The organism is Pseudovibrio denitrificans JCM 12308 (genome assembly GCF_001310815.1).
In the GTDB taxonomy this organism is placed as follows: Bacteria; Pseudomonadota; Alphaproteobacteria; order Rhizobiales; family Stappiaceae; genus Pseudovibrio; species Pseudovibrio denitrificans.
The window spans coordinates 228,856-249,206 of the sequence record NZ_BAZK01000002.1 but is presented as its reverse complement, the minus strand read 5'-3'; the positions used below and the strand labels follow the sequence as shown (position 1 = coordinate 249,206).

16 protein-coding genes and 2 pseudogenes are annotated in these 20,351 nt (G+C 52.3%); 2 read left to right on the top strand and 16 right to left on the bottom strand.

Annotated elements, in window-relative coordinates:
- Nucleotides 1-11 precede the first annotated feature (11 nt).
- From JCM12308_RS02790 to JCM12308_RS02740, 11 genes and pseudogenes are all read right to left on the bottom strand, one after another.
- Nucleotides 12-617 carry an AprI/Inh family metalloprotease inhibitor gene (locus JCM12308_RS02790; protein ID WP_054782781.1) on the bottom strand — a complete coding sequence of 202 codons (606 nt, stop codon included), beginning with the start codon at nucleotides 615-617 and terminating at the stop codon, nucleotides 12-14.
- Between the two features lie 46 nt (nucleotides 618-663).
- Nucleotides 664-1,089, bottom strand: coding sequence for an AprI/Inh family metalloprotease inhibitor (locus tag JCM12308_RS02785; protein WP_208978204.1), 426 nt, complete (start codon nucleotides 1,087-1,089; stop codon nucleotides 664-666).
- 388 nt (nucleotides 1,090-1,477) lie between these two features.
- Entirely contained in the window at nucleotides 1,478-1,957 is a 480-nt protein-coding gene (locus JCM12308_RS02780; protein ID WP_054782780.1) for an SRPBCC family protein, read from the bottom strand.
- A gap of 148 nt (nucleotides 1,958-2,105) precedes the next feature.
- On the bottom strand, nucleotides 2,106-2,657 hold the full coding sequence (locus JCM12308_RS02775) for a hypothetical protein (RefSeq protein WP_054782779.1): 552 nt from the start codon (nucleotides 2,655-2,657) through the stop codon (nucleotides 2,106-2,108).
- Between the two features lie 6 nt (nucleotides 2,658-2,663).
- Nucleotides 2,664-3,149 (bottom strand): lysozyme inhibitor LprI family protein, encoded by a 486-nt coding sequence (locus tag JCM12308_RS02770; protein WP_054782778.1) that lies wholly within the window; start codon nucleotides 3,147-3,149, stop codon nucleotides 2,664-2,666.
- Nucleotides 3,150-3,416: 267 nt separating this feature from the next.
- A pseudogene (locus tag JCM12308_RS02765) lies at nucleotides 3,417-4,516 on the bottom strand (branched-chain amino acid ABC transporter substrate-binding protein).
- Between the two features lie 205 nt (nucleotides 4,517-4,721).
- Nucleotides 4,722-5,081 carry a DUF6867 family protein gene (locus JCM12308_RS02760; RefSeq protein WP_008547540.1) on the bottom strand — a complete coding sequence of 120 codons (360 nt, stop codon included), beginning with the start codon at nucleotides 5,079-5,081 and terminating at the stop codon, nucleotides 4,722-4,724.
- Nucleotides 5,082-5,197: 116 nt separating this feature from the next.
- The gene (locus JCM12308_RS02755) at nucleotides 5,198-5,929 is read right to left on the bottom strand and encodes an ABC transporter ATP-binding protein (protein WP_008547419.1); all 732 of its coding nucleotides are present in this window, start codon (nucleotides 5,927-5,929) and stop codon (nucleotides 5,198-5,200) included.
- Nucleotides 5,926-6,774 (bottom strand): ABC transporter ATP-binding protein, encoded by an 849-nt coding sequence (locus JCM12308_RS02750; protein WP_014286419.1) that lies wholly within the window; start codon nucleotides 6,772-6,774, stop codon nucleotides 5,926-5,928. Before JCM12308_RS02750 ends, JCM12308_RS02755 begins: the two co-directional genes overlap by 4 nt.
- Nucleotides 6,771-8,105 carry a high-affinity branched-chain amino acid ABC transporter permease LivM gene (livM, locus tag JCM12308_RS02745; RefSeq protein ID WP_054782777.1) on the bottom strand — a complete coding sequence of 445 codons (1,335 nt, stop codon included), beginning with the start codon at nucleotides 8,103-8,105 and terminating at the stop codon, nucleotides 6,771-6,773. The genes JCM12308_RS02750 and livM overlap by 4 nt, the downstream gene beginning before the upstream one ends.
- Nucleotides 8,105-9,040 (bottom strand): ABC transporter permease subunit, encoded by a 936-nt coding sequence (locus JCM12308_RS02740; RefSeq protein ID WP_008548160.1) that lies wholly within the window; start codon nucleotides 9,038-9,040, stop codon nucleotides 8,105-8,107. The genes livM and JCM12308_RS02740 overlap by 1 nt, the downstream gene beginning before the upstream one ends.
- Nucleotides 9,041-9,754: 714 nt before the next feature.
- Here JCM12308_RS02740 and JCM12308_RS02735 point away from each other — a divergent pair.
- Both JCM12308_RS02735 and JCM12308_RS02730 read left to right on the top strand, forming a co-directional pair.
- Nucleotides 9,755-10,204, top strand: coding sequence for a flavin reductase (locus JCM12308_RS02735; RefSeq protein WP_008547823.1), 450 nt, complete (start codon nucleotides 9,755-9,757; stop codon nucleotides 10,202-10,204).
- Between the two features lie 124 nt (nucleotides 10,205-10,328).
- Nucleotides 10,329-11,351, top strand: a pseudogene (locus tag JCM12308_RS02730) (P1 family peptidase).
- A 340-nt stretch (nucleotides 11,352-11,691) separates the two neighbouring features.
- On the opposite strand, the gene JCM12308_RS02725 reads toward JCM12308_RS02730, so the two are convergent.
- From JCM12308_RS02725 to JCM12308_RS02710, 5 genes are all read right to left on the bottom strand, one after another.
- Nucleotides 11,692-14,052 carry an efflux RND transporter permease subunit gene (locus tag JCM12308_RS02725; RefSeq protein ID WP_208978203.1) on the bottom strand — a complete coding sequence of 787 codons (2,361 nt, stop codon included), beginning with the start codon at nucleotides 14,050-14,052 and terminating at the stop codon, nucleotides 11,692-11,694.
- Nucleotides 13,997-14,827, bottom strand: a complete 831-nt coding sequence (locus JCM12308_RS32085; RefSeq protein WP_208978202.1) for an efflux RND transporter permease subunit — start codon at nucleotides 14,825-14,827, stop codon at nucleotides 13,997-13,999. Before JCM12308_RS32085 ends, JCM12308_RS02725 begins: the two co-directional genes overlap by 56 nt.
- Before the next feature lie 24 nt (nucleotides 14,828-14,851).
- Entirely contained in the window at nucleotides 14,852-15,943 is a 1,092-nt protein-coding gene (locus JCM12308_RS02720; RefSeq protein WP_054782776.1) for an efflux RND transporter periplasmic adaptor subunit, read from the bottom strand.
- Nucleotides 15,944-15,949: 6 nt separating this feature from the next.
- Nucleotides 15,950-16,519, bottom strand: coding sequence for a TetR/AcrR family transcriptional regulator (locus tag JCM12308_RS02715; RefSeq protein WP_008547377.1), 570 nt, complete (start codon nucleotides 16,517-16,519; stop codon nucleotides 15,950-15,952).
- A gap of 253 nt (nucleotides 16,520-16,772) precedes the next feature.
- A complete protein-coding gene (locus tag JCM12308_RS02710; RefSeq protein ID WP_054782775.1) occupies nucleotides 16,773-20,258 on the bottom strand; it encodes an indolepyruvate ferredoxin oxidoreductase family protein in 3,486 nt (1,161 codons plus the stop codon).
- Nucleotides 20,259-20,351: the final 93 nt, after the last annotated feature.

Sequence of the window (20,351 nt, the reverse complement as noted above, 5' to 3'; positions counted from 1 at the left end):
ACACCAATGCCTTACCGCGCAATAGTAATTGGCTTGCTGTTGCTGGCCAGTTGGCCTTCCCAACGGTTCCATTCAGTCATGCGCATGCTGCCTTTGGCGCGGGAGAAGTTGTCGAACAACACGAGCTCCTGCCCCTTCATCCGCCAGTTGGAAACGAAGAACAGATCCCCATCCATGCAGTGATTGAAGCTGGCAGCAAAGCCTTCATCCTTGGGTTCAGTGCTGAGATTGAGCTGGCACACGCGGTCATCAGAGTTCAGATAAACCGTCCATTTGCCAACCATATCATCGGCTTTCACAATGGGCTGAGACCTGCGCTCCTCTTTCTTGCCAAGAGCTGCTGCGGCCACAACACCCGCCAGAAACGCCGTGGCGGTGCCGGGATCAACACTACCCTGCGCAGAACTGGTGGTGGTCTCAGTCACAACAGTTCCATCTGCTTTGCGATAGGTTTTGCTCTGCGTGGTCTGGTCCTGCGCCACCGCGGCCTGAGCATCAGCAGCGCTGGCAGGTGGCCGCGCTGCGGGTGCAGGTGCGCTGTAGGTTTCCCCGCCGCCTCCGGCACTTTGACAGCCAGCAAGCGCCAACAGGCTTGCAGCAACAACAAACTTCCTCATGTCATTCCCCCCAAAGAATACGTTGGGTCTTATTGCCCGTGCCGGATCAGACGAAGCGCAGGTCCCCACCCGCTTTCGCTTCCTTCCAGCTGCCCACCTCATTTTTATGAAAAGACCCGATCACCTCACTTCTGTGATCGTAAAGGACAAGAGCATCCTCTTTTGTGTTCCAGGCCCAGACATTTGGCCTGCCGGAACACACGGAGCTCGCCGAATAATTCTTGCCAAACTGCGCTGTTTTCAGCTGCAGCGCACACGGTTTTTGCCCTTGTTTGCGCACCACAGACCACTTGCCAGCAAGTGCAGTGACAGCAGCCAGCTCTGCTTCGGTTTTTCTGGCGCGTTCAACAACGGGTTTTTCGTTAGATTTTTTAACCGTCGTCTCAGCCAGTTCCTCAACACTGTCGCTAATGTGCGGCACGCAGCCGGACATGATCAAACAGGTTGAAATTAAAAGGGTTTTGATCCGCATGTATGCCCCTGACCATGCACAGACAAACCGCTTAAACGCCCCACATCAGCTGCCTGCACCCATATCCTTCAATCTTCCAATATAGAAAAATTGAATCAAATTGATATTTTACCCTAGTAAACCTGGGAGTGATTTGAACAGACAAAACTCTGAAGTATTCACTATTAAAGTGAGTTCCTCATACGCATCACAGCATACAACACCATGAATACATAAGGTAATTCCTCGAATTACAGAGAGAATATTCCACTATACTGCGGGTGAGGGATCATCCTGCTTTAGTAAGCCGGCAAACAGAACCAAAATGCTATCCGGCTTTAATCAGCACTGCACCTGGCATGTACTGAGCGGCTTTACACCTGAGCAACAGCAGATCAGCAGCTGGCATTCAGGCACCGGACTGTTCGCGGAGGGACCACTCCAGATAACCAGCCAGCCTCACCAGAGAGGCTTGCCAACCTCCACGGGTCGCCTCGATCATGTCAGCACCCACCATGGATGTGACCTGAACAGTCACACTAAGCTCAGTCGCACTGCCCTGCTCTTTTAGAACTACCGTGATCAGGGAAGCACTCAGCAGCATATCACCGGTTGAGACCCGCTCGGTAAACAGCAAGAGATCAGGGCGACGAATGTCGTGATAACGCGTCTCAACACGAAATCGCAGATCACCTTTCTGGCCGCACTGGTGGACATCCAAACCACCAACGCGAAAGTCATTTTCTAAAAATGCAATGGCTTCATCATCAGAAGGTACACCCCAAACCGTCCGGGCGTTCGGATCCTCCCAAGCCGCAAACACCTCCTCAATAGATGCCTCCAGCTTTTCACGAATGATGATCGTGTCATGTTCAACCGCCTGCCCCATAACTCCCCCTCACGCATTGGCTGCAACAACCAAGCCTACGCCGTTTCTCACCTTAGGGAAACAGGGCTATATGCAAAAGAGATAAGAGGCCGGGCCTGCACACACGGCTTCGGTACTATCAAAACACGCAAGGCTTCACAGAGCCAGCTCACCCTTCTTGAATAGGACGACAGAAAGAACCGGATTTTTGAATGGCTTCCAGCGGCACCAGGTTTAGCATGTACTCTTCGGACTGCGCCTCTGAGTGTCCAAGCGCGACGAACTGATAGACACCATCCAGCCAGCACCCTTCCTGCGTAAACTCGGGAAGCTCATAAAAGTCCAGCGACCGCACATCATCCTTTGGGCCGTTGTCATCAAACAGCCACTCAATCACAATCGGGATCGGCTGGCCCGTGCTTCTTTTGATCTCAATGAGTTCTTCCCGCAAAGCACTGCAATACTGCTCATCCAACGTGCCCAGCTTCACCCGCAGGTGGCCCATCAACCCGTGATAGGCAGGCGGCGGATAGGTAACTGTGTAGGTAAAAGGTTCAGCTGGTTCCCCTTCAGGCGTATCGACGGGCATTGCCGTCACTTCCCAGCGCGGCACCGGTGTTTTGCCGTCACCAGCCTTGCACACCGGCAGATCAATCTGCGCAGCCTGAACGGAGCTAAAGCTAACCGCAGTAAAGACAACCAAACACGCCCATAATCTCATCAGGCCTTAATCTCCCAAAGGTGTTGCAAACTCTGACAGTTGAAGCGCCCACAAAGCCGTTATGCGGTTAAAACACTCCATCCCAAGCACCGGCGCCAGTGTTCCCTTAGGGTTCATGGCAAAAGGAATGTTGCAGGCGTTGTTTCGAAAGGCCTTCCAGTTCCGAGTGGATTCAACAAGCTCGGTCTTCGTGGCCTTATTCTCGTTCCGCCTCAACTCCTTTTCAGAGTTCGAAATCATCTTTTCCCAAAGCGCCGTTTCCCGTGAGTAACATTCCCGCATGCCCATGCTGGTCTGGTCCTGCAACTTCATGGCGCAATGTTCAAACACCTTTCCAATGCACTGGACTCTGTTGGTGAACACAAGCCCCCCTTTTTGCAGGCACTCATGAAAGACCTTAATCTCATCAGCTCGTGGCTGGTTCGGCCCTTGAGCAAGGGAAACAGCAGAGGAACTCAAAAACGCAAGAAACACCAGACACCGGATGATCATGGCACACCTTCCATTAGCGCGTATCTCCGGAAAGTGGACACCGGTTTTTGGCAAAGATACGCAAAACAAACGCAAGCAGTTCACCTGCAACTGCTTTGGGAAGGTGCTAGTTTACGCACTGAACCTTAAGCCCGCTGTAGGTTACTGTAATCAAGCACTTTCAGCCTTAATGGTGTTCTGCCAGTCTCGCTAAACTGCAACAAAAAAGGGTTCCGGAGCAGCGCCCCGAAACCCTCATAAAACCTGACAATAATCAGGTCTTAAATCTTAGCGGTAACCGTAGGAACCGTCTTTCCACTCGTACCAAACGTAACCTGGCAGAGACACGTCGCCCTTCTCGTTGAAGGACAGCTCACCAAGAACTGTGTCAAACTTGCCTGCGTTCAGCTTTTCTACAACTGCGTCGTAGTCGGTGGTGCCAGCTTCAGCAGCAGCCGCCGCCCATGTCTGGATCGCAGCGTAGGTGTAAAGTGCGTAACCTTCAGTGGTTTTACCAGCAGCTTCAAGAGCAGCCACAACAGCAGCAGCTTCTTCGTTGTTACGTGGATCCGGTGGGAAGGTCATCAGAGTGCCTTCACCAGCAGGGCCAGTGATGGACCAGTACTCATCAGTCACCAGAGCGTCACCAGAAACCAGAATGGTGTCCATGCCCTGATCAACCATCTGACGCTTCATCAGACCAGCTTCAGTGTGGTAACCACCAACGTAAAGAACGTCGACTTTTTCAGACTTCAGCTTGGAAACCAGCGCGGTGTAGTCTTTTTCACCAGCGGTGTAAGCTTCATAAAGCGCTTCCTGCTTACCAGCAGCATTCATCACAGCTTTGGTCGCATCAGCAAGACCTTTACCGTAAGCGGTCTTGTCGTGGATCACAGCAATGTTCTTGCCGCCGAACTCTGTCGCAAGCGTAGTACCGGCAACTTTACCCTGCTGGTCATCACGACCACACACGCGGTAGGTACCAGGGCCTGGACGCTCGTCGGTGTACTTCGGGTTGGTAGAAGCTGGGGTGATCTGGATGATACCCTCTTCAGCGTATACCTGAGAAGCTGGGATGGAAGAACCGGAGCAGAAGTGACCAGCCATGAATGCTACGTTTTTACCAACCATCTGGTTCGCAACCGCAACAGCCTGCTTAGGGTCACATGCATCATCGCCAACTTCCAGAACAAGCATCTCGCCGTTCACACCGCCAGCAGCTTGATGTCAGCAACAGCCTGCTCAGCACCAGCTTTCATCTGCGCACCAAACGATGCGTACTGACCAGTCATTGGGCCTGCAGTAGCAATAACGATTTCAGCCATAGCCGCGCCAGACATTGCCATAGCAGCAACACCGGCAACGCTCGCCAAAAGATACTTTTTCATAAAAAACTCCCCGAGTCAGGTGCATTTCTCAATTGAAATTGAGCGGGAAACGCAACCGTCTCCCACCAGAGCAGGCAAACCCCTCGCCTGCTCAATGCTTCCGACAATGAGACCTCTCCGTACTCATCATCTGGATGCCTAGCCAGAAACTAGTTTGAACCAGAACTGACCGAATGCGCAACAATTATCTAAGTAATTTTGCGAATTAGTAATTATCTTGCTGGCCCGGCTTCAACTTCCAGCCAAACGGACCTGTCTTTTGATAAAGCCAGCTGTATTGAGTCACCATCTGGTTGGTGCGGGTCACGCGGTAGCTCACCAGCGCAATGCCGATGAGAATGGCGTAGTCCACCACCAGATATTGAATAGACAGCAGCGGCTCTTCAAACAGCGCGAACGACAGAAAACGCATCGCCAGCGACAGCAGGAAGATAAACCAGAACAGGATCGGCAAAGGCCGCCACGTGGTCGCAATGGAACGACCCGTGGCTGCAGCTGCCAGCCCGCCAAGAACAACAACCAGCATGATAAAGGCAGGCATCGAGCTGCCATAAAGAATACCCATCTCTAAGCCTCCGTCGAGCGCATTCCCGAAAAGTGGGAACCGGTTTTCGGACAAGGATCCGCGCAAAAACAATTCATTAGAGCATCTCTCAAAATTTCATCTGTCATAGCCATGCTCTAATGTGCGCCGCCTTCAAGATAAGCCGCTTTCACCTCTTCACGAGACAGAAGCTCCTTACCTGTGCCGGTCATGGTGATTGTGCCGTTGACCATCACGTAGCCCCGGTGAGCCAGCTTCAGCGCGTGATACGCATTCTGCTCAACAAGGAACACGGTCAGACCATCGGTCCGGTTCAGCTCAGCAATCGCCTCAAAAATCTGCGACACGATAATCGGTGCCAGACCCAGAGACGGCTCATCCAGCAGAAGAAGACGCGGACGGCTCATCAGCGCGCGGGCAATCGCCAGCATCTGCTGCTCACCACCGGAAAGCGTCCCACCGCGCTGCTGCTGACGTTCTTTCAAACGCGGAAACAGCTCAAACGCACGGCGCAAGTCTTCTTCAAAGTGCTCGTTCCCAGCAACCATGCCGCCCATCATCAGGTTCTCCAGAACCGTCATGCGTGGGAAGATACGGCGCCCTTCAGGAGATTGAGCGATGCCAGTGCGCATGATCTCGAAGGTCGGCTTGTAGGTGATGTCCTCACCGCAATACGACACCGAGCCATGACGGGCCTGCGGCGTACCGCAAACGGTCATCATCAGGGTCGATTTGCCGGCACCATTGGCACCAATCAGCGTAACGATCTCCCCTTCATACACATCAAGATCAACACCATGCAGCGCTTGAATCTTGCCGTAGAAAGTTTGAACACCGCGAATGCTCAGGAGTGGTTGTTGTGCGCTCATACGATGCCCACCTCCTCTTCAACCTGATCAACTTCATCATCCTCAACACCCAGGTAAGCCGCAATCACATGCGGATCGTTCTTCACGAACTCAGGGGTGCCATCAGAAATCTTCACGCCGTAATCCAGCACCACAACGTGGTCGGAGATTTCCATCACAACAGACATGTCATGCTCAATCAGCAGAACAGACGTGTCATGCTCTTTACGGATGTATTGAAGCAGAGTGTTCAGCTCCAAGCTCTCTTTCGGGTTCAAACCAGCAGCTGGCTCATCCAGGCAAAGAAGCTCAGGACCGGTACACATGGCACGGGCAATTTCCAGACGGCGCTGATCACCGTAGGAAAGGTCCGCAGCAGGCGCATCAGCCCGATCAATCAGATCGATCCGCTCCAGCCAGTACTTGGCAGTCTCAATCGCATCCACGTTGGACTTCTTGTAGCCGCCCAGACCGAGCAGACCACCAATCGTCCAGTTGGAAGCAACCATCAGCGGATTGTGCTGCGCCACCATCAGGTTTTCCAGAATGGTCATACCGCCAAACAGACGGATGTTCTGGAAGGTACGGGCAACTTTGGCCTCAGCCGTAATCTTGAAGTCCGGCTTGCGCTCCAGAAGATGCTTTTCTCCGTTGGAGCGGTTCATCACCAGACGACCTTCAGTCGGCTTGTAGAACCCGGTGATGCAGTTAAACACTGTGGTTTTACCCGCACCGTTCGGTCCGATAAGCGCAGTAATATCACCGCGCCCAACATTGAAGCTCAGGTCACCAACAGCGGTTAGACCGCCAAAGCGCATGGTCAGGTGTTCGACCTTCAGAACAGGGTTGTTGTCCCAGGTGCTCATCCGTGGCCCTCCTGAACAAGATCGGCAGATATACCTTTTGCGTTTTTGGAAAGTGCCACACTCGGCGTTCTGCTGGAAACAAGCCCACGAGGCTTCCAGACCATGATGACAACCATGATCAGACCGAAGACAAGCATGCGATATTCTTCAAACTCACGGAAGAACTCGAAACCGCCGATCATCACAACTGCCGCAATCACAACGCCCATTTGCGAACCGAGACCACCCAGCACCACGATCGCAAGAATGATCGCAGATTCAAGGAAGGTGAAACTCTCAGGAGAAATAAAGCCCTGACGTGTTGCGAAGAAGGAGCCAGCAAACCCGCCGAACATCGCGCCAAGAGCAAACGCTGTCAGCTTGGTGTTGGTGGTGTTGATGCCAAGCGCACGACACGCAATCTCATCTTCACGCAGCGCTTCCCATGCACGACCAATCGGCATTCTGCGCAACCGCATAGTCACGAAGTTGGTGACCATCGCCATGATAAAGATGAGGTAGTACAGGAAGATAATGCGATGGATGCTGTTGTACTTCAGGCCGAAGAAGTCAGCAAAACCGCCTTCACCACGGGTGAACTCCAGACCAAAGAAGCTTGGGCGCGGAATGCCGGAAAGACCATCAGGGCCACCGGTAAACTCGTACCAGTTCAGCAGAACCACTCGGATAATCTCACCAAACGCAAGCGTCACAATGGCAAGGTAGTCCCCTCGAAGCCTCAGAACCGGGAAGCCCAGAATGATGCCCCAGAACGCAGCCAGAATACCGGCCAGCGGAAGACAGATCCAGAAGGAGAAGCCGAAGTAGTGCGCCAGCAACGCGTAGGAATAAGCACCCACCGCGTAAAAGGCCACATAGCCAAGGTCCAGAAGACCAGCAAGGCCAACCACAATGTTCAGGCCCCATCCCAGCATCACGTAGGTGAGCACGAGGATGGCAAGGTCAATGTACTGACGGGAGCCACGGGAACCGAGCCAGAACATCAACGCAAACGGAAGCACAACAGCCAGCACCAGCATGCCGTATTTCAGCATGTTCGCACTGCCGGTACCCAAACCACCTTTTGGCAGGAACCCGGAAATCCCGATGCTTGGTGCATCTTCGCGCTTCCAGAAGAACATGTTCAGAAGGAAGCGACCGGCGAACACAACAATCACAGCGGTGGCAACCGCCAGCCAGCGGTGTTCAAGGAAGAGTTCGGCACCACGGCCAGAGGCAACATCAACCTTGAGACCCACCATGACACAGGCCAGTGCGAAGGTAATAACCGCACCACCCAGACTGTCTTTCAGGCTTGCAACAAGCAAGCTATCTCTTTGTCTTGCTTGCATTATACCTTCTCCACCTCAGGTTGGCCGAGAAGACCTTCCGGCATAAAGATGAGCACGATCGCGAGGATCGAGAATGCGGCCACGTCCTTGTACTCAACTGAGAAGTAACCGGACCAGAATGTCTCGATCAGGCCAATCAACAGGCCACCAAGCATCGCGCCCGGCAGGGAGCCAATGCCACCCAGCACCGCAGCGGTAAACGCCTTAACACCAGCAAGGAAGCCAATGTAGAAGTCAACAACGCCGTAATAGAGAAGGAACATCAGACCGGCGACAGCTGCCAGAGAAGCACCCATGACGAAGGTCAGCGAGATGGTGCGGTCGACGTTCACGCCAAGCAACGCTGCCATCTTACGGTCCTGCTCACAGGCACGCTGCGAACGGCCAAGATTTGTATTGTTGATGAGGTAAGTAAACCCAACCATCAGAATGACGGTGGTCACCACAATCAGGATCTGCACGTAAGACAGGTTGACGATAAAGCCAGAGCCGTCAGCACCACCATCAGTCAGCTGAAATCCTCCCGAAATCAGCGGCTGAAGTGGTTTGTTTTTCGCGCCTTGAGAAACCTGAACAAAGTTCTGAAGAGCAATTGATGCACCAATTGCAGTAATCAGCGGTGCAAGGCGGAATGAGCCACGCAAAGGCCGATAGGCAATACGTTCTACTGTCCACCCCCAAACAGCAGTCAGAGCCATGGCCACCACAAGAACGAGGGCCAGAGCCAAAATCAAAAGAAGCACCGGTGTAGCGGCAGTAATGCCAAGTGCAACAATTAGAATAAGTGCAACGAAAGATCCGACCATGAAGATATCGCCATGGGCGAAGTTAATCATGCCGATAATGCCATAGACCATTGTATAGCCAATGGCGATGAGCCCATAAATGGACCCAAGCGTCACACCATTGATAAGTTGTTGGAGAAAGTAATCCATGTTTTATTTTGTTCCCCGCATGAGATCAGCTTTTAGTTGCTGTCCAGTCTGAATGCCTCCGAATTCAGACCCCAATATTTTATGGTAAGCCGACCTGTAAGTATATTACCCATACTTATAAGTCCGTATTTTGGAATTTTCCTATTCTTTATGCGCCGCAAACGCATTTTTATTTCATAGAACCCAAAATCTGGACTTATTCCTACTCCCGACAATCCGCTAGGACAGGCTCTGAGATCAGAGCACCACAACCAATGCGTGAATATTTCTCATCCGTAGAATGCCTCTTCCCTATTCTGTAATATATCACAGCTGATGTATACTGACCATATCCAGACAAAAACTGCAAGATGGTACCCGGGATTTTTTGAAGATTTCCAATCTGCCAGCTCGCGAAGGCACGATTGAGCCTTCTAATTTCTACTAAAATTCCGTATCAGCAAATCACGGCTCCAAAACGAGAGGGAAGCCCTCGGTATATTAATCAGTTTTTAGCAGTAGAACTAGCTTTTCTCAGCAAATGGCTATAACTACTCTAATTGAAATACCTGTCGTTTTTGGGCGACTGAAAAGTACTAATGAATATTGTACAGTGTGAAACACAGATCATATCTGTGGGAATATCTTGGAACGAACTGGATGACGACAGCTTTAACAATGGCGCCCGCTGATAATACGAGCAAAAGTCTGGCCTCTCATGAATTTAGAGAGGCAATGAGTCGTTTAGGCGCTTCAGTTCACTTGCTTGCCAGTGCCGGTTCTGCCGGTCGCGTTGGCGCAACAGTTTCATCTGTCTGCTCTGTGTCAGATGATCCGGCCACCCTGCTCGTCTGCCTCAACCGCAGCGCAAAGGTGAATCAGATCGTCAAAGACAACGGCGTCTTTTCCATCAACACACTCATTCATGACCACACTGATCTTTCCAACGTCTTCGCAGGTCAGGGCGACCTGTCAATGGAAGAACGCTTCGCAAAAGGAAGCTGGGGCACTCTGGCAACAGGAAGCCCGATTTTGGAGAGCGCACGCGTCAGCTTTGACTGCCACATTAAAGAAGTGACTGAAGTTGGCACGCACTCTGTTATATTCGGCGAGGTGGTCGCAGCACGTCTGGGTGAATTTGCACCTGCTCTGATCTACCTTGATCGGAACTATCATTCCGTCTGAATTTGGTCCTAAGTTCCCATTTCGGAACCAGGCCTACAGCAATAAAAGAATTTTCTGCACCAATCGCGATGGACCTGTCGCGGTTGTGCATCTGCATATTTCGACATTGATTTAGGGAAAAACGATGACACCAGCACCGCGCAATCTGATAACCGACGTTCCGGGATTGAAGGTCGGCAATGCCCATTGCGAAAAGACCAAGTCCGGTGTCACGGTTCTCATACCCGACGAACAGGCCGTTGCGTCCGTCGCCATTTTGGGCGGCGCTCCAGGCACGCGCGATATCGCTCTTCTGGAACCAGAGCAAACCGTCAACGCCATCGACGCCCTCGTGCTGTCCGGCGGCTCCGCATTCGGGCTGGATGCAGGCAGCGGCGCACAGGTGCGACTGGCAGAACTCGGCAAAGGTTTCAAAGTTGGCAGTGCAGTCATTCCAATTACCCCCACAGCTATTCTATTCGATCTCCTCAACGGGGGGATAAATCCTGGGGCAGAAAACCAGTCTACCGTGAGATGGGCATCGAAGCGGTCGACAACGCTGGTGACGATTTTGAGCTCGGCTCAGCAGGCGCAGGCTTTGGCGCCACCACCGCAGACCTCAAAGGCGGCCTCGGCTCTGCCTCCCTCTCCCTGCCCCGCGGCGGCACAGTTGGTGCCCTCATCGCGGTAAACGCATTAGGCCGCCCCACCATCGGCGACACGCCATACTTCTGGGCCGCTCCAAGCGAGCAAAACGGGGAATTCGGCGGTCTCGGCTGGCCAGCAGAAATGCCGGGCATGGACCGCACCGTGCAAACCAAGTTCACTCTGGGCACAATCGATCTGTCCCCGAACACCAACACCACCATCGGCATCGTTGCCACTGATCTGATCCTCACCAAGTCCGAAGCCAAGCGCATCGCCACCGCCGCCCACGACGGTTATGCCCGCGCCCTCTGGCCAGCGCCACACCCCAATGGATGGTGACCTGCTCTTCGTGATCTCAACCGGCAAACGCAAGATGCAAGACCCGATGGTCGAACTGCTCGAACTCGGCGCCTACGCCGCTCAGACTGTCTCCAGAGCTATCGCTCGCGGCGTCTACAACGCGACGGAGTACCCTGGTGACACAGTACCAACATGGAAGAGCCAACACGGATCACGGTAGATTTGAATTCCGTATCCTGATATTTCCGTTAAGGTAAAGCTCACATAGCAACGCAAGCAAACCCATAAAAACGCAAGTTTGCGCAAAACAACGCAAATCGACGCAAACCGGTATAATGTGCTGGAGTTTTGGATCGAGCTCACCAGGGGTGGGAGCCGGTATTCAAGGCAGTTTTGCTCTCTTGAATAAGTGCCGAAAGGCAAAAAAGATGCGCCGCCTCTGGTGTTGGGGGCAGAGGCGACGCGGGGGAGCAAAGGACGGAGTGTTGCGGTAAATATACGCCGCCCTTTGCGTATCTCGGAGGTCTTCCCGGTTTTAGATAACCGGGAAGACCTTTTTCTTATGCCGGTTCCGGCTCAGCCTTCTGACCGTCAGAAACTTTTTCTTCCAGTTTTTTCAGAGGCTTGTCTGCTTCACCTTTACCTGCACCCTTTGTTGGATGAATGCGGTAGAAGATGATGAACAGCAGCGGAACAGCAATCAGCGTTAACACCGTCGCAAACGCCAGACCACCCATAATGGTCACAGACATACTCGCGAACATCGGATCAACAATCAGCGGAGCCATACCAAGGATCGTCGTGATCGCCGCCATAGACACCGGACGCAGACGAGACACACTCGCACGAACCACAGCGTCAAACCGGTCTCCACCTTCTTCAAGCTGAAGGTCGATCTCTTCCAGCAGCACGATCGCGTTCTTGATCAACATGCCTGACAGAGACAGCACACCAAGGATCGCCATGAAGTCCAGCGGCAAACCTGTACCCAGCAGACCAATCACCACACCGTTGACAGACATCGGTACGATCAGCCAGATGATGAGTGGTTCCCGAACCTTAGAGAACAGCAGGATGGAGATAACAATCATCACAAGGAAGGTGACTGGAACCTTACTCCCCAGCGATTCATTCGCATCCTGAGAGTTTTCGTACTCACCACCCCACTCCATGGAATACCCATCCGGCAGCGGAACAGCCTCAATCGCCCCCCGAATTCGGGCATGAGCAACCGACGCCAACTCATCCGGCGCACTTGCACCAAGCACACTCAGCGTCTTCACGCGGTCCCGCCGACGGATCAGAGTATCTTCAGCCACGGTAGAAATACCGGAGGTAACCTGATCAATCGGCACGTACTTGCGCTGCTGAGAACTCCAAACCAGAGTGTTTACAAGAGCTTCAGAGGCAGTCTCACCTTCACCACGCTGACGCTTCACGATGATCGGAATGTCTTCATCCAGATCACGATAGCTACCAGCACGGATACCGTCAGAGGTAAACTGGATTGCAGTAGACAGATCCTGACGAGTGATCCCAGCAATACGCGCACGCTGTTCGTCGAACTTCGGCTGCATCACCAACTCACGCTCACGCCAGTCAGTACGTACATCACTCAAGCGATATTGAGGATCCTTAAAGATCGCCATCATCTCTTCAGAGATCGCCCGCAGAACATCCGCATCCGGACCCGTAATACGCGCCTGAACATCAGCACCAGACGGAGGACCAAACACCAGACGCTCGGTATAAACCTGTCCCTGAGGCAGCTCCTGAACACCAAACTCACGGATCTTCAGAGCCAAATCATCAATGATATCAGTATTCTCAGTGCGTACGATCACCTGACCATAGTTGGAGCTTCCATCCTGAGCAGAGTATGTCAGCATGAAGCGGGTCGCACCCTGACCAATGAAGGTATTGGTAGAAACAACACCCGGCAGAGACAGGATCTCGTTCTCCAGCTTCTCCATATCACGCGCAGTCGCATGAATGTCGGTACCATGCGGCAGCCAGTAGTTCACGTAGAACAGCGGCGTTGCAGAGTTCGGGAAGAAGGAGTTTCCAACAAACTGGAAGGACCAGAAGCAAACTACAGTTACACCAATAAGAGCCGCCAGAGACAACCAGCGCAGTTTCAGGGTCAGAACCAGGATCTTACGGAACAGGGTATAAAGAACACCACGGTACGGATCATGCTCGTCACCAGTGATGGCCGCCATCTTGAAAAAGTACTTACCAAACAGCGGTGTAACGAGGATCGCAAAGAGCCAGGACATCAGCAGGGAAATGCCAACAACCGCGAACAGGGAGAACATGAACTCACCCGTACTGTCGCTGGAAAGACCGATACCTGAGAACGCCATGATGCCGATAACAGTTGCACCCAGCAGCGGCCACTTGGTCTGCTCAACAACGGTCGACGCAGCTTTGATAGGCCGCATACCACGCTGCATGTTGATCATCATACCTTCAGCAACAACGATCGCGTTGTCTACCAACATACCCATGGCGATCACGAGAGCACCAAGCGAAATACGCTCAAGCTCAATACCACCAAGTTTCATCAGCAGGATAGTTGAAAGCACGGTCAGCAGCAGAACAGAACCCACCACAACAGCAGCACGCCAGCCCATGAAGATGCCGAGCACCACAATCACAATGGAAACAGACATCACAAGGTTCCATACGAAGGAACCAACAGCCTGATCAACCACACGGTGCTGTTCGTAGATCGGGATGATTTCCATGCCAACTGGCAGGTTCGCACGCAGCTCGTTCAGATGCGCTTCAACGCCCTGACCAACAGCCACAATGTTTGTGTCTTCAACAGCAGCTACACCAAGAGTAACAGCGCGCTGTCCGTTATGACGAACCAGAACACTTGTTCTCAGGCTCTTCGACAGAAAGCGTAGCCACATCAGACAAGCGCACCATCGCAGTAGAACCCGGATTACCGATCACCAGATCCTGAATGCTGCGGTAGCTGTCAAAAGCGGAAACAGTTGAGATGCGAATACGCAGATCACCGGATACCGTGGTACCGTTCGCCTGAATAGCATTCTCTGCATTCAGCACGTTCTGCACGTCAGCAATGGTGATACCCAGCTGTGCCAGACGGTCCTGATCCATCGCAATGACGATCTCGTCTTCAGGCGCACCAAGGATGGAAACCTTCGCAACGTTGTCGACAGTCAGCAGTTCACGGCGCAGTTCCTTGACGGTCTTACGGATATCCCGGTTGGAGTATCCATCAGCTGTCAGGGCATAGTACATGCCGAACACATCACCGAAGCTGTCGTAAACAATCGGAGTGCGAACACCGCTTGGCAGGTTCGGCATCTCGTCGTTCACTTTACGACGCAGCTCATCCCACACCTGTGGCAGCTCAGTACCATCGTAGATGTCCTTCATCTCAACCTGAATACGGGAGAGACCCGGTTCAGAGGTACTACGAACTTCCTTCAGCTGAGGCATCTGCTGAATGGCACTTTCGAGCCGTTCAGTAACTTCTTCTTCTACTTCCGCAGCGCTCGCACCCGGATAGGAGGTGATCACCTGCGCTTCTTTAATTGTAAATGCCGGATCTTCCAGTCGTCCAATGCCGCCTAGAGCCCAAATGCCACCAAGAAGAGCAATCAGGACAACCATCCAGACATTGACCGGCTTCTCAATTGAGTAGCGTGCAATATCCATTTCAAAAACTCCTAGACGCTACTCTTACAGCTTTGGCACGATCTGCTGGTTTTCACTCAGATGGCTCACACCTGCTGTCACGATCATTTCGCCGTCCTTCAGGCCGGAGAGGATCGGAATGAAACCACCCAGTACGGTACCGAGTAGAACCTTACGGCGACCAACGCGCTTTTCACTCTCATCAACAACCCAAACGTAAGAGCTCTTGTCTGGCGCAGAACCGATAGCAGAAGTTGGGACGAAGAACGCAGTAGCACCTGCTGCATCAAGACTGTTGAGCTTCACTTTCACGCTCGCAGTCATGCCAGGGATGATGTTAAAGCCAGCATCATTGTCCATCGCCAAAGTCACGCGGTAAGTCTGTGCAACCATGTCAGCTTCAGTGCTGTGCTCGCGGTATTCCAGCGGAAACACTTTGCCCGGATGAGATGGGAACTCAGCGGTCATTTTCAGCACGGAAGACTCTGTTGCCTGAGCAAACAGTGTTTCTGGTACGTTGATGTCGATGCGAACTTCACTCACGTCCTGTACGCGTGCGATGCTGGTACCAGCATTGATGATCGCGTAGTTGTCGAGCGTACGGGAAGTAACAATTGCGTCGTATGGGGCCACAATCTTTGTGTAACCAAGGTTTTGCTTGGCACGATCAAGGGTCACTTCAGCAAGGTCAAATGCAGTTTTTGCGTTATCGTACTGACCTTCAGAAATAACCTGTTTGTCTTTCAACGTTTCAAAGCGCTGCAGGTCTTTCTTCTTTTGCTCGTAGTTGACCTGAGCTTCACGAAGAGCGTTCTCATAATCAGTTGGGTCAAGCGCAGCAATCAAATCGCCCTTTGCAATGCGCTGTCCTTCAACGATTGGTAGTTCGACAAGCTGGCCGGATACCCGGAATGCCAGATCAACGGTCTGAACCGCATCAACACGTCCTGTGAAATTACGTGTGAAGAGATCATCAACCTCAGAAACGACCATGACACGAGCTGGGCGCGGCGCTACCGTTTTAGGTGCTTCCGCGATTTCCTGCTCCTGACAGCTTGCAAGCAGCAGAGCAAGTGCCCCAACAAAAATAGGCGCGCCCAGGCGTCCTATTCTACTTTTTCCGCTTATTTTCTGCATTTTACCTTAGTTTCCAGCTTCAGCGTTCAATACTGCGTGTCGGGAGTTCTGGGAGGAAATTTCCAACACGCGATCAATAAGTTCATCGATTTCACCAGCACTGCAGTGTTCAATGTCCAGAGCCTGGCGATAATAAAGTCCGTCAATAATGAGCAAACACATGTGCCCCAACACCGGGTCACTAATCTCACTGCTGATTGCTCGACCGAACTCAGTGCTCATATCCTGAAATTCAGCAACCAATTCAGGCTCTTGGGCAGCAAGAGCAAACAGTGCTTTAGGTGCGGTCTTCTCTCTATATTCCTTATAGATCTGAAAGCTTGCCCTCAAAATTGGGCAGGCCACCCCCTGCTCTGTCAGCTTGTCACTCAACGCGTAAGTCCGTTCCCGAACTTCGGTCACAACCCGGCGGATCACCCCAAGCAAAAGCTCTTGCTTGCTCCGGAAATTGTAAAGCACTCCGCCTTTGGACATACCGGCCTCAGCCGCCACGGCATCAATGGTCAGCTTGCGCGTCCCTTCAATGCAAACCAGACGCTCGACTGCATCCAGAATATGTTCCGCTGTTGTTTCCACGTTGGTATCCCTCTCCACTCTCGGAGCCTTGTACCGTCTGGTCGGTTTCTGTACCGTCCAGTCGGTTTTTGTACCGTCCAGTCGGTTTTAGAGGAAGACCAAAAAAAAGACAAGTTCGAATTTTGAGAAAATCGAGATAGCTGCCCGTAGGAAACCGCATAGCAAGAAAAAGGTCACGTAACTGTGACTTGAAACACAAAATGCCGACCCCATAGGGATCGGCATTTGTTGATTTTCCGCCAATAACTGGATGTTATTCGGCTGCTTCTTTGAAGGTCACCGTGGTTGGATCTTCCTCAAGTCGACCAAGCAGCTCTTCGCGCCGTAGTTGCGCAAGCCGCATGTTCTCGTCTTTGATCGGACCATAGCCGCGAATAGAATCAGGCAAATTCAAGAACTCACGCAGGAGACCATAATTTGCCGTTCCCAGCTTTCCGCAGGCAAGACTAAGGTCATCACGGTACTGTTTGATCAATGCACGCTCTTCCTTCCGTTCACGTGCATACCCAAACGGATCAAGAGCTGTTCCACGCAAACTACGGAGTGAGACAAGCATTTCAAATGCCTTGAAAATCCAAGGACCAAAGGCCCGCTTTTGCGGGCGCCCAGTCTTTGGATCAGGCTTACTAGGCAAGAATGGCGGCGCCAGCATCAACTGCAACTCACCTGGATCTGCAAACTGAGCTTCCAGGTTCTTGCGGAACTCAGGCTCACTATAAAGACGCGCCACTTCGTACTCATCTTTATAAGCCATCACCTTATAAAGCATCTCAGCGGCAGTGTGGGTGATCTCAAGAGAACCCGGACCAAACTCCTCGTCCTTCGCACGGATCTCGGTGATCTTATCGAGATACTTATTGGCGTAGGATTTGTTCTGGTAAGCCGTCAACTCCTTGGCAAAGAAAGCAATCTTCTCATCCAGCGTCATCACCGCAACGGCTTCCTGACGTGGAAGCACTGCGAAGATCGCATCTGGGTTGGAGTAAAGAACACGACCTGCATGGAAGGCATTGATGTTCTTCTCAACCGCAGCACCATTCAATGAGATGGCATTCTCAATCGACTGTGCTGAGATTGGCAGTGTGCCAGCCTGATAAGCCAGACCGATCAGCATCATATTGGTGTAAATCGCATCACCAAGCAGCTTCTCAGCGATATTCGCCAGATCATGTGCTCTCAGATCAAGCGTACCCTGCTCAAGCGTTCGTTTCATCTTGTGCTCATCAAACGACAGCTGCTGCTTCATAACGAATTCTGAAGTCGGCGTGACGTTTGTGTTCACAAAACCATGCGTTCTGCTCTTGTGATAAAGCGACAGCTGTTCAGCCTTACTTGCAACCAGCATGTCACTCGCAATGAGCACATCCAACTGTGCAGGCGGAACACGTGGTCCCTCAATCGTGTCGCTTGCTGCTGCAAAACGCACGTGAGAGGTCACAGGACCACCCTTCTGAGCAAGACCAGTCATATCCAGCGTAGATGCTTTGATGCCGTCAATATGTGCTGCCATCGCAATAATAGCGGAAATGGTCGTCACCCCCATGCCGCCAATACCAGCCACCAGCAGGTTGCGAGTGTTCTCAAGCGAAGGAAGCTGAACTTCAGGCAACTGCTTCACGTATTCATCCAGCGCAAAGTCCGCTGGCTTGGCCTGACGCAGCTTGGAGCCCTTCACATAAACGAAGGATGGACAGAAACCCTTCACACAGGAAAAGTCTTTGTTACAGGACGACTGATTGATGCGGCGCTTTTCACCAAACACCGTCTCAACGGGCTCAACGGAGAGACAGTTGGACTGTACAGAACAGTCACCACAGCCCTCACAGACACGATCATTGATGAACAAGCGAAGATCCGGATCAGGATACAATCCTCTCTTACGCCGACGACGCTTCTCAGCAGCACAGGTCTGATCAAACACGATCGCTGAAACGCCTTTGAACTCTTTGAGTTCGTTCTGCACCTTCATCAAATCATCGCGGTGATGCACAGGCTCGGTCAGTGCCAGATCCTGACGCCCTTGATAATCATCAGGATGCTCGGAGAGCAGAACCACCCTCTCAACACCTTCGGCATGAAGCTGATTGAGAAGCTGAGGAACCGTCAGCGATCCATCGATCTCCTGACCACCTGTCATCGCAACAGCGTCATTATAAAGGATCTTGAAGGTAATCGGCACACGCGCCGCCACAGCCTGTCGGATCGACAGAATACCGGAGTGGAAGTAAGTTCCGTCACCCATATTCGCAAACACATGCTCATCACGGGCAAAGTGCGCCTGTCCAACCCACAGCGAGCCCTCACCACCCATAGCAATCTGACCATCAGTCGTCCGGCCATTAATCTCGGTCATGGCATGACAACCAATCCCCGGCATAGAGCGAGACCCTTCAGGCACCACGGTAGACGTGTTGTGCGGGCAACCAGAACAGAAGAACGGAGAACGAGCAGCAAGCTCGCCATGTCCCTGCGCCCACATTTGCTGGCGCATCATGGAATCAGCAACAGACCGCATCTCGTCATTGATGTACTCCCGAGGCAGGAAGTTCATAATCACGCGGATCATCTCATCAATGGAAAGCTCCAGCACATCAGAGAGCAATGGCTCACCCTGCGCATCTTTCTTTCCAAGGATCTGCGGCTGCTGATCACTTGGCCAGTTATAAGCAATCTCTTTGATCTGTGGTTCGATGAACGCACGCTTGTGTTCAACAACCAGAATCTTCTCAACACCGCGCGCAAAGCTTGAAAACGCTGTTGGCTCCAGCGGATAAGGCATACCCACCTTATAAACCGCAAGCCCGATCTCCTTGGCACGCCGATCCGTAATACCCATCAGACGCAATGCCTGACACAGATCACGGAACGCCTTACCTGTGGCAACCATGCCGATTCGAGGCTTCTGCGCTCCATAGGCTACATGATCCAGACGATTCGCTTTGGCATAGGCCAGAACCGCTGGCATGCGGATATCACGCAGCAAACGCTCCGTTTCCAGACGGTTGCCGAGCAAAAGCACCCGGTTCAACTCCGCATTCTTGCGCGGATCAAACGCAGCGGGGCGTGAGAATGACAAACGCTGAGGGTCTACGGAAACAACACCAGATGCATCCATCGTATCTGCAAGGCAAATCAATGCACTCCACAGACCGGTGTAACGCGACATCTCAAACCCGTGCAGACCAAAATCTAGCACTTCCTGAATGTCAGCCGGGTTGAGAACAGGGATTTCTGCGTGTTGGAAGAAAAACTCGCTTTGTGCCGGCAAAATGGAAGATTTTGCCAGATGGTCATCGCCAGCAAGCGCCACAACACCGCCATTTGGGTCGGTTCCAGAAGCACTTGCCTGATGCAGCACATCTCCGGCTCTATCAACACCTGGCGCCTTCCCGTACCAGATGCCGTAGACACCATCATAGGCAGAACCTTTTCCGTGCTGCCGAACTTTTTGCGATCCCCAAACCGCTGTTGCACCCAGTTCCTCATTCACTCCCGGTTGAAACTGAATATCCAGCGGATCAAGATATTGACGTGATCTTTGAAGCTCCGTGTCGTAGCCAGCGATTGGAGAACCGCGGTATCCTGAGATAAAACCGCCTGTTTTCAATCCGTTAGCTCGATCCAAACGACCGCGGTCCAACGCCAGTCGTACCAGTGCCTGAATACCGGTCAGGTAAACATTGCCTGTTTCAGCTGTGTATTTATCATGTAAGCTGATCGGTGGCACACTTACATTCATTCAATGAGCTCCTCTCCCATCATGCTGTGGACGGTCCCCCCCGCCAAAACCAATTCTTTCGTCCTAGCCCATAGTGATCCTTTTTTTGCGTGC